Below are 10254 nucleotides of genomic sequence, written 5' to 3' on the forward strand. Positions count from 1 at the left end.
GCTTGCGAACCAGATTTATGAACTGGGCTCTGATATTGAAGTTATTGTGCCAAAGCTGCTGCGGCAGAATTCCATCTACTTTATCAAAAGTAGTTAAAATTTCTGCCGCTTGTCGCGCCTGAGCTACTTATTGTGCCGGTCTGTTCGTCTCGCTTTAATTTTTATCGCTAGCAGCACCCACTTTACTTTGTCGCTCCTAAATTTTTGCTGTCCGTCGCGTTAGAATCGCTCGCAGCGCCGTGATTTTCGCTGCTTGCAGAATCTGAGCTTGTCGTACCGCTAGGGCTTGCGGAGATTGGATTTGCTATGCTTTCGCCCGCGATGCCACTTACGTTATTTATGTAGGCTACGGTGCTTATTTTGTTCCATTCTCTACCGATTTTCAAAAACGCGCGCTGGCTGTCTAGGATCTCTTTAAACATCGGATCTTTCGCCGCTTCTTCGTCTAAAATTTCATTCGTTGCTTTTTTAAGTGCGGCTATCACGTCCGCAGGAAAGTCGCGCACCTGCACGTCCGGAAACTGCGCTTTTAGCTCCGCCCAAATGCGAGCGTTTTCGTAAAAGCCCTTATTTTGGAAGTTCTCTCCGGCAAGTCTTGCTGCAGCCTCTAAGATCGCTTGAAGATCCGCAGGCAGCTTCTCTAGCGCCTTTTGATTTACCAGCAGCTGGCAGTCTCCCATAGGTTCTTGCCAGCCTGTGTAGTAGTATTTAGCCACTTTATGAAATCCAAGTGGCATATCATAGACAGGGCTTACCCACTCGACCGCGTCGATCGTACCCATCTCTAACGCCATAAATAGCTCGCCCGTAGGCACCGTGTTTATAGTAGCGCCCAGCTTGCTCATCACCTCTCCGCCTAGCCCCGGTATGCGGAATTTAAGCCCTTGCAAATCTGCGACTGAGTTGATCTCTTTTTTAAACCAGCCACCCATTTGCATGCCGGTAGATCCCATCAAAAAGGTCTTTATGCCGTATTGCGCGAACATCTTATCGTTAAGCTCTCGCCCACCACCATAGTAGTACCACGCGTGCTGCTCATCGGTAGTCATACCGAAAGGCACTGCCGTCCAGAGCATAGTTTTGGCGTCTTTGCCTTTATAATAATAAAGCGAAGTATATCCTAGATCGTATTGACCGCTTTTGACGAAGTCGAATATGCCAAAGCTTGCCTTATGCTTGCTCGGCGTATCGATGCGGATCTGAAGCCTGCCACCACTAAGGCTTTCGGCATAGTTTTTAAAATCCTCAGCAGCAGCGCCCAAAACGGGCGTAGTCGCCTCCCACGTACTAGCAAGTCTTAGGCGATAGACCTTATCGTCGCCGAAAAGCTGCGAGCACAAAAGCATGAGACATGCAAACAAAAAAATCTTTTTCATTTATATCCTTTCATAAAGTTTTAAATTCATAAAATTTCAAAATTTAGTGCATCGCTGGCTTAAAATTTAATCGCGTCCTGCGTTACTGCTACGAAATTCTGCTTCACGGTGTCTATTTTATCGACACGTTGCTTTCTATTCTATTTTACGACGCTTCATCTTATAGACACCTTGCTTTGCAGACGTCTTATTTTGCGATATTTTGTTTCTAAGCGCTCTACCCAAGCTTTTTATTTTACAATGCCTGGCTTTGCGACTATAGGGCGCCACGTTAGTTTTAATTTTGCCGCGTTCGAGCGCACTTACTTGCACCTGCGCCATATCTAGCGATGATATCTTATCAAGCGCGCTTGCTTAAAAGCCTCCAACGCGGATCTTTTTCTCTTAGAAATGACAAAAGTATCTTAAAATGCCATCTCTGCGCTTTTGCAGATAAAATTCTCTTTTTCTTTCAAAGCGAGCTTTGTCATTTCAGCAAGCTTAGACGCTACGCCATTTCTTTGATCTTAGACGGCAGAATCGTGCTTTTAAATTTAAAATTCCACAATCTGCGTGATCTTCGCGCCACACTGGCAAGCAAAGATTTAGCCTTTATATTTAAATTTTGCACCTTAGTTGAGCGCAAAATTCCGCGCGGAGTTTTGATGCAAATTCCTCGCGAAGCCTAGATTAGAATTTTACGCAGAGCTGCCCCGCGTTGCCTAAAATTTTTGCAAAAATTCCGTGCCGCAAAATGCACTTAAAATTTTAAATTTGCTATTGCGCGGAATTTCTTAGCGTAAATTCCAGACCTTGAAATTTTGCTCTTGTTTGACAGCATAAAATTTTAAAACAAAATTCTGTAGCCGCCATGCCATAAAATTTTATTCGCAAAGCCTGCTTGCTAAATTTTAAAATTTTAAGCCTAAGTCCGCAAAAATTCGTATTTCACGTTTTAGAAATTCTATTTTGCAAAATTTTATCTCGCAGATTTCGCTCTATAAATTTTTACGCTCGATGAAATTCTACTCCGCATAGTTTGCGCTTCGTAAAATTCTAGCTCGCAAAATTTCGCTTAAAATTTCGCGAGCTAGCCCTTATTTTCAAATAACTCCGCGTGTTTGCCGCGCAAAAACTCGACCACGGCGATTACCTCATCCGCGCCGCTAGCGTCAGAGTTCGCAAGTACCGTATCGATGTTTTCGATATACAGCTGCGCCGCATCAGCGAGCCGATCGCGTTTCACGCCCGCATAAAGCAGCATCGCGTCAAGCAGGATATTAATCTCGTAGATGAGGTCCTGCTCGGCGATTTTTTCGTCATTAGTTTTCATCTTCTTCCTTTGAAATTTGAGTTTTTTTCTCGATTAGATCCACGATTTGCGCCTTTACGGCTTCGTACGAGCTCGCGTCTTTAAAGCCTGCAAACATCCCGCCGCTCGCGTTTACGTGCCCGCCGCCGCCGAGGAGCAGCTTCGCCATTTCGCTAACGTTGGTTTTGCCGTCTGCGCGGAAGCTGAGCGTTTTTTTGCTTGTTACGTCGATGAAAAAATCGACATCGGGATTTTGCGTCAAAAAGTCGTTGCCAATGACGCTTACGTTGCCGATATTGTAGGTCAAAATGCCCTTTTTACCGAGGTAGTCGATCGCAAAGCGCTGCTTTTGCGCGCTTAGGCGGGTGACTACGAAATGCGAGACGAGATTGCTTAGCGTATCGTCGCGCTCGCTTTTAAAAAATTCCTTCTTTATGCCGTGCAGTGCGCTATCTAGCGCGATGTGTGCGTCCGCCTCGTCTTGAAATTTAAAAATTTGTTCTAACAGGAAAAAGATATAATCCCTGCTCTCCCGCTCAAACATAATTTTATTGATCTCTTTCGCGCCCGAGACCATGCCGAGGCAGACCTTGCCGAGCTCAAACTCGCTCTCATCCTTCAGCCAGATGTCCACGGCGTTTACGACGCGCACGAGCTTATCTAGCCGCATCTCGCCGCCGAACATCGCGCTGAAAAAATCATACGTTATCTTCGTGGCGCAGCGCGACGAGTCCAAAAAATACCACGGGAATTTTTTCGCACACTCAAGTCCGCTTTGATGATGATCCAAAAGCATCATGCGAGCGTTGCGACGGGCTAGCTCGCCGTTAAATTTCTCGCACTGCGCGGGCAGTAAATTTAGATCGGTGATCAAAACTAGGCTTTTCTCGTCTGCGTCTACGGCGAGCCGCTCATCGATACGAGCGAGGATGAGATCAAATTTTTCGTTTATCTCCTTGCCGTAGTTGGCGTTGAAAAATTCCACGTCCGTCAAGTAGTGCGCCGCGACGAACTGCGCGCCGTAGCCGTCTAGATCGGTGTGGCTTAGGTGATATATTTTCATTTGCGTTCTTTGCCGATGATGTCTGCTAGCGTGATCGTATCCATATACTCATCGACTTTCTCTTGAAGCTCGCCAAACATTAGATTGACGCGGCACAGCGTGCGGCCGTTTGGGCAGGCGTCGATCCCCTCGGCGGTGCAGTCAAATACCGTCGCCTTGCGTCTTTCGGCGCTTTTGATGATCTCGCTTAGTGTGATCTCATCTGCATTGCGCGCGAGCACAAAGCCGCCCTTGGCGCCTTTGAAGGAATTTAGAAGTCCCGCGCGAGCTAAATTTTGTAAAATTTTAGCCAAAAAGCTGCGTGAAATTCCAAGCTCGCTAGAGATCGAATCGACATCCATCGATTCCTCCTTGCCCGCGATGCAGATCATTGAAAGCAGGGCGTATTCGCTTGCTTTTGTAAAAAGCATTTATTCTCTCCTTTGGTGTCAAAGTGTGCATTTTACACAAAGAAAGCAAAAATTTAGGTTAATTAAGTATAATCGTCTCCTATTTTACCGATCAGGAGGTCATCATGGCTTTAGACACGGCTCAAAAAGCACAGATAGTTGCGAAATTCGCTAGAAGAGAGAAAGATACGGGCTCTGCAGAGGTGCAAATCGCGCTTCTTACCGAGAGGATCACGCTTCTTACCACTCATTTGCAAGCAAATCCGAAAGATTTTTCATCTCGCTTAGGACTGCTAAAGCTAGTAGGTCAGCGCAAAAGAATGATGAAATATCTTAAAAACAAAGACTACGCAGTTTACTCCAAACTCGTTAGCGAGTTAAATTTAAGAGATAAATAAGCTCCTTTGCTCGCGGCAGCGTTTATTTCGTCACTGCGATTTATACACGGCGTCCGTCAAACGGCGGACGCTTTTTTTGTGCTCAAAATTTAGGCTTCCGTCTCGCTTACGAAATGTTTAAATTTATTTGGAATTTTTGAAGGTTGGCTAAATTCAGTACGGATGAGTAAATTTAATTTTAAAGGATTTTTGTGGGTTATTTCCACGGTATCGCGATTGATGTGAAAAAAGAGTCCGGATCCCACACAGACAGCCCCGCAGATGCGGGTATTTCGAATGATGCAGCTCGTGCAGCGGTATGGCAATTTCGGTTAAAAGGGCAGGGCGCGTACGTTTTTAAAATAAAAACGGACGATGGTTTTTATATTTTTGAAGGCGATGAAATCGCCGGCTATGCTCCCGCTAGCCATGATAGCAAAGAAAAAGAATGCTTGAAAAATATCTCAAAAGGCGTAGATACCTTAGGCACTTATCGTTTGTCCGAGCCCATTTTGCCGGTCGGGAGACGCGGAGTGGGCTATATTGCGACCGACATAATAGTCTGCGCCGTATTTTGTATCACCGGAAATTTCTTTATCGGCGGCTATATATGGGGACTTTTAGCTTTTGCATTGTTCGCGATTTGGAATGATTTTTTTGAACGTAGCAATTTCCAAAAAGCTATGAAAAAATACGAAGCAGATAGAGCTAAAAAGATCGAATACGACGAGTTTATAGCAAGCTTTGAAAGACGCGTCGCAAGTGAGAAGATCGACGAAAATACCGGGTTGATCACTAAAACAGAACCGAATAAATAACGCAAAATTAAGAATTTTATCCTTTTTAAATGTGCCACTGCGCTCGCTATGGCGTATTTAATCGATGAAAATAGCTTTAGTGCAGCAAAATTTTATATTGCAAGGCGATGTTTGCTTTGCAAATTTTCTAAAATGCTTGATGTTAAAATTTAAAACTTAATCTTTTAGGCAAAATACGCGTTGTGCCGTTCGCTATTTAAACGCCGCGAAGCTCATAAAATTTGCCCATTTAAAGATACTTTCAACGCGCTTAAAGCCCGCGCCCAGCGCCAAAGCGCGGTTTTCCGCTTCGGTGTATGGCACTAGCACGTTTTCGAGCGCCTCGCGTTTTTGCGCGATCTCGTAGCGCGAATAGCCTTGCGTGCGCTTGTAATCCTCGTAAATTTCGATCATCTGACGCGCGAGCGCAGGCTCTTCGTAGACGATCTTTTCGCTAAAGATCAAAACCCCATCCTCACGCAATCCGTCGTAAATTTTACTCACGAGCGCGGCCCTGCGCGGCGGTCTGATGAACTGCATGGTGTAGTTTAAAATCACGGCGTCGCAGTCTGCGAGGCTCGCATCCAGCACGTCCGATACGCCAAGCTCGAGCTTCGCGCCGAACGCTGCCGCCTTGGCGCGGGCGTTTTGTATCATCGCCTCCGAGCTGTCGATGCCGCACAGCCGCAGATCGGGGCGTAGCGCAAACAGCGCCAGCAGCGCGGTTGCAGTCGAGCAGCCAAGATCGATCACGCGGGCCTTTTGCGGCAGTATCCTTGCCAAAAGCTCGCTGCTAAGCCGCGTGCTAGCCTCATAAAACGGCACGCTGCGCCCGATCATATCGTCGAAAACCGACGCGACGCTGGCGTCAAACTCAAACTGTTTTTTGATAGGCTCTTTAAAAATTTCGTCTTTCATCCGTTTCCTTTTAATTTTGCTATTTACGCAGCACTCGATTTATACTTCCTACGCATGCTAAACGCAGAATTCTCACGCCGTGCTTCCTTCACTTACGAGACACTCTATTTGCGACCGCTACGCATGGAATTTTTGCGCTTAGTTTGCCTCGCGCGAAGCATACCTAAATTTTAAACGCAGCATGAGCGCTTTTAATGCAAGCGAGCTGCATCCCAGTTTACGCCCAACTTCTAGCCCGGATATGCTCGATGCATGATTAAATTTCACGTCTTGCTTGACACGCCTTAAAATTTCACGCCGTGCAAATACGTCCTTAAAATTCTACGCCGTATTTAGCGGGCTTTAGAATTTCGCAGTGTTAAATTTCACGCCGTCAAATCTCGCACTGCCAAAACAGCTCCTTTAAATTCTTTAATTACGAACTTAAACTAAAAGCATAGCCAAAGCTATATTGGTAGAATTTCGCGCCCATTTTGCGATTTTACGCGCCGTAAAATGGAGTCCGCTTGACAAAACCCGCGTTTAACTAGGCGTATAATTCAGCCGCTTGGCTCTTGCTCGGAAGCTCAGCTCTGCTAAATTTTAAAGCTTCGCAGCACAACTAAGATTTTTTATCGTTCTCAATTCTCGACGCAGCTTGCACTTGCCTTGTTTTGCATGAGCTGAAGCCCAAGGTGCGTTAAAGTCCTGCAGGCGGTACGCCGTTAAAATTTAACGACTTTTTATCGGCTTGCGCGCCGCTTTTGTGCGCACTTCCCATATGGCATCGCAGACGCAGGTGGTACACCAAGTATTCTCAATGACAACGGGCACACGACACTTTTATATAGGATGCCGCAGACAGCTTATTTAATGCGCCGTAGATGCAAAACGCGGGCAGACACATCAAATTTCAAGCACGCAGCTCGCAAGTTTCATCTTTAAGCTTATAAGCCGTAGATTAAAATTTGCAGCTTCGTAGTACCGCCTCCGCCTCTGAAGCGTCTTTTAAAATCTGCTCCTTAAGCTGCGCTAGATCGCTAAATTTGCGATTTTCACGTAGGAATTTTATAAATTTCACGCAGACGAATTTCATGTTTTCATTTTGGCTCATAGCCTCTAAATTTTTATTTTCGGCGTCCAGGCTCTCGCTCGCCGCAAAATTCTGCGTAGAAATTTCGGTCGAATTACGCGCCGAAATTTCATCTAAATTTTGCGCAAAATGTGCGGCTTGCCCCTCGCAGCACGGCGCGCGATCTTGTGCGGAATTTAAACCCGCTTCAAAGCCCGCAAAATCCTCTAAAATGTGCGTTTCAATCGCAAAAGCTCCGTCGGTGCTAAGGCGCTCTCCTACAAAACTCACGCTTTTGTATCTTGCGCCGCGCACGCTCGTGACGGTTGCGTAAACGCCGCTTTTTGGGATAAAAAACCAACCGGGCTCGAGATTTAGCGTCGCTACGAACTCCCGCGCCCCGCGCCCCTGACCGCGCACGATCCGCCCGCAGATCTCGTAATCTCGCCCCAAAAGTTCCGCCGCTTCTTCGCACCGTCCGCGCGATAAAAGTTCCTTGATCCTACTTGAATGCACGCCGCCGCCGCTTAAGCAAAACTCCCCTACGACGCAGGTTTGCCCGCGAAATTCGCGCCTTAAAAATTCCACGTCCCACGCCCGATCACACCCAAATCTAAAGTCCTCACCGACGACAATTTTTTGTAAATTTATGAAATTCTGCCTTAAAAGTGCGATAAATTCGCCTCCGCTAAGGCTTTTGATAGCGCGTAGATCGCAATAAAAAATCTTTTTGTTCGTAAATGCCTGCCGCGACGCAAAAGGGGTGAGCTTCGTGCCACCACCTGCTAGGATTACGATTATTGCGCCTTGCTCGCCTAGGCGCTCAAATAATTTTTGATGTCCAAGGTGCATGCCGTCGAAGTTACCGATCGCTACGGCGTGCACATTATCGCGGTTTGCGCCTTGTAGCGTTGCGAAAATCTCGCCACGTGTGAACTGCTCGCTTAGGCGCGCACGCAGCACTTCCGCACAAGCAGGAAGCGCGCTTTGAGCTTGTGCGTCTACGTCATTGCTGCAAGCGTCGTTATAAGCCGTTTTACTGCCAAAAGTCGTTTCATTGCTGCAAGAGGTGTCGGTGTCTGCTTCATCTGCGCGGTGCGCATCGCCGTTTTTGTTTTCGCTCAACTCTTGCCTTGGACGTTTGATATTTTGAGATGAATTTTCCCCATTGCTTGTGAAATTCTGTTCCGTAAAATTTTTCAAGCTGGAATTCTGCGCTACGAAATTTTGCTCTTTAAAATTCCGTAGCGAAGCCTCTGTATGGTCTTTACATGATTTTTGATTAGCCATTATTGCTGCTTTGTCCAGATAATTTTTTTGGTGTCGTAACCGCTATGCTTCGCCTTTTTGAGATAGAGGATGCGGATCGGCTCGGGCAGGGTTTTGGTGCGCGAGAGGATGTAAAGCTCGCTCGTATCGGCGCCGAAGATCAGGGCGTAGCGATAGTCGCCGTCCACCTGCGCCACGCGGTAGAGGGAGTCGGAAATCAGACCTTTTTGATAGAGCAGACCTACGTTTTTATCGCCTGCAAACTCCAACACGTGCTGCTCGTTTTCGATTTTACCTGAGCTTGTTTTGGCGGTTTTTAAAAGATTGATCGTGGAGTTTTTATCGATGAAGCACTCGTACGCGGTGTTTTGCAGCTCGCCGCCGCCCTTCATACGGGCGATCTCATACCAGCCGCCGCTAAATTTAGCTATGTCGAAGTTTTTTACGATCGGCGCTTTGGGGTTTAAGCTTTTAGCGCATGAGCCCAAAAATAGCGCGCAAAACGCCAATATAATTAAGTTTTTAAATTTCATCGTTCATCCTTTTTAGAAGATAGAAAAATTCCCTATTTCCCTCTTTACCCGTGATTTTGCAGGCGCTAGCGTGCAGCACGGCAAGCCCCAGCTCGGCGCATAGCCGCTCAAATTTCGCCCGTGCGGCGCACACCGCTTTTTCGTCCTTGAGCACACCTTTTTTATTTCGCTTGATCTCCGCGCCGACCTCAAATTGCGGCTTAAATAGCACGATGAGAGCGCTTTTCGCGAGGCTCGCGAGGCTTTCTAGGATTAAATTTAGCGAGATGAAGCTCACGTCGCAGGTGATGAGATCAAATTTTTTCTTGCTCGCAAACTCCCTGATGTCGGTGTTTTCGCGCACGATCACGCGGGGATCGCGTCGCAAAATTTCGCTTAGCTGCGAGCTACCGACGTCAAGCGCGGTTACGCTCTTTGCGCCGCGCTGAAGCAAAATTTGCACAAATCCGCCCGTGCTACTGCCCACGTCCAAAACATCGGCTCCCGCTAAATTTAAAATATTTTTTTGCGAGGGCTTTGTTTGTAGCGGCTCCGCGCCGCTTTCTCTGCGGCACGTGCCCGCCTTGCCGCCCGATTTGGAGGCTGCCGTATTTGAAATCTCTGCCGTTTCGGCGTCTACGTCCGTTTGCAAATGCCCTGCCGTATCGGCGCCTGTGCTCATCTGTAAAAATTCCACTGTTTGCTTGCCTGTACCGGTTTGTAAAAGCTCCGCCGTATCGACGCTAGTTTTTGCGGTACGGATCGTCGCGGTAGTCGCTTTCGCGCTCTTTGTCGTCGCGGTATTTATTTCTGCGATCTTTGCCGCCGTCGCGCTTGGAATTTCGGTCGTCTCGTCCGCGCTCAAAATTTTATCCGTAGTCGCAAAATCTGCACTTGAAATTTGCGTCATTACTCCGCCTGCTCTTTGCGTCGCTGTCGCTTTGCTATCCGCGTCCTTTGCGGCGCTGCACGGCTTTGAAATTTCTGCCGCCGAGTTAGGCAAATTTACGCTGCAGCTTGCTAAAAGCTCGTTTTCGGCAAGCTCGTCCAAAAAGCCTGCAAGCTTGAGCGCGCCCCTGCTTACGTAAATTTGCTCGGCAGTACTGATTTCGCCGCTCTGCTCGGGCGCTATCTGCGCGGAGGGTCTGTTTTGAATGGCGCCTCGCAGCAAAATTTTATCCTGTTTTATCAGTGCGGTGGCCTGATTTCTG

The 10254-nt window shown here is 47.3% G+C and carries 10 protein-coding genes; 2 read left to right on the forward strand and 8 right to left on the reverse strand.

Going from position 1 to position 10254, the window contains the following annotated elements:
* Window positions 1-182 precede the first annotated feature (182 nt).
* The 4 genes from dctP to Q0198_RS06285 form a co-directional block, all read right to left on the reverse strand.
* Window positions 183-1376, reverse strand: a complete 1194-nt coding sequence (gene dctP, locus Q0198_RS06270) for a TRAP transporter substrate-binding protein DctP (protein ID WP_297896196.1) — start codon at window positions 1374-1376, stop codon at window positions 183-185.
* 1069 nt (window positions 1377-2445) lie between these two features.
* On the reverse strand, window positions 2446-2688 hold the full coding sequence (locus Q0198_RS06275; protein WP_297896201.1) for a hypothetical protein: 243 nt from the start codon (window positions 2686-2688) through the stop codon (window positions 2446-2448).
* Window positions 2678-3730 carry a 3'-to-5' oligoribonuclease B gene (locus Q0198_RS06280; protein ID WP_297896203.1) on the reverse strand — a complete coding sequence of 351 codons (1053 nt, stop codon included), beginning with the start codon at window positions 3728-3730 and terminating at the stop codon, window positions 2678-2680. The genes Q0198_RS06275 and Q0198_RS06280 overlap by 11 nt, the downstream gene beginning before the upstream one ends.
* Entirely contained in the window at window positions 3727-4140 is a 414-nt protein-coding gene (locus tag Q0198_RS06285; RefSeq protein ID WP_177387765.1) for an Rrf2 family transcriptional regulator, read from the reverse strand. The genes Q0198_RS06280 and Q0198_RS06285 overlap by 4 nt, the downstream gene beginning before the upstream one ends.
* Window positions 4141-4244: 104 nt before the next feature.
* On the opposite strand from Q0198_RS06285, the gene rpsO reads away from it, so the two are divergent.
* Together rpsO and Q0198_RS06295 are read left to right on the forward strand one after the other, a co-directional pair.
* Entirely contained in the window at window positions 4245-4517 is a 273-nt protein-coding gene (gene rpsO, locus Q0198_RS06290; RefSeq protein ID WP_005871877.1) for a 30S ribosomal protein S15, read from the forward strand.
* 191 nt (window positions 4518-4708) lie between these two features.
* A complete protein-coding gene (locus tag Q0198_RS06295; protein ID WP_297896205.1) occupies window positions 4709-5314 on the forward strand; it encodes a hypothetical protein in 606 nt (201 codons plus the stop codon).
* Window positions 5315-5506: 192 nt separating this feature from the next.
* Here Q0198_RS06295 and cmoA read toward each other — a convergent pair whose 3' ends face one another.
* The 4 genes from cmoA to Q0198_RS06315 form a co-directional block, all read right to left on the reverse strand.
* Complete coding sequence (gene cmoA, locus Q0198_RS06300) at window positions 5507-6211, reverse strand: carboxy-S-adenosyl-L-methionine synthase CmoA (RefSeq protein WP_297896206.1); 705 nt, start codon at window positions 6209-6211, stop codon at window positions 5507-5509.
* A gap of 940 nt (window positions 6212-7151) precedes the next feature.
* Entirely contained in the window at window positions 7152-8552 is a 1401-nt protein-coding gene (locus Q0198_RS06305; RefSeq protein WP_297896208.1) for a riboflavin kinase, read from the reverse strand.
* Window positions 8552-9064 carry a lipocalin family protein gene (locus tag Q0198_RS06310; protein WP_297896209.1) on the reverse strand — a complete coding sequence of 171 codons (513 nt, stop codon included), beginning with the start codon at window positions 9062-9064 and terminating at the stop codon, window positions 8552-8554. Before Q0198_RS06310 ends, Q0198_RS06305 begins: the two co-directional genes overlap by 1 nt.
* A partial coding sequence (locus Q0198_RS06315) for an SAM-dependent methyltransferase (protein ID WP_297896211.1) occupies window positions 9054-10254 on the reverse strand: 1201 nt, incomplete at its 5' end. The genes Q0198_RS06315 and Q0198_RS06310, both read right to left, overlap by 11 nt.

The organism is uncultured Campylobacter sp. (assembly GCF_938045205.1).
GTDB lineage: Bacteria > Campylobacterota > Campylobacteria > Campylobacterales > Campylobacteraceae > Campylobacter_B.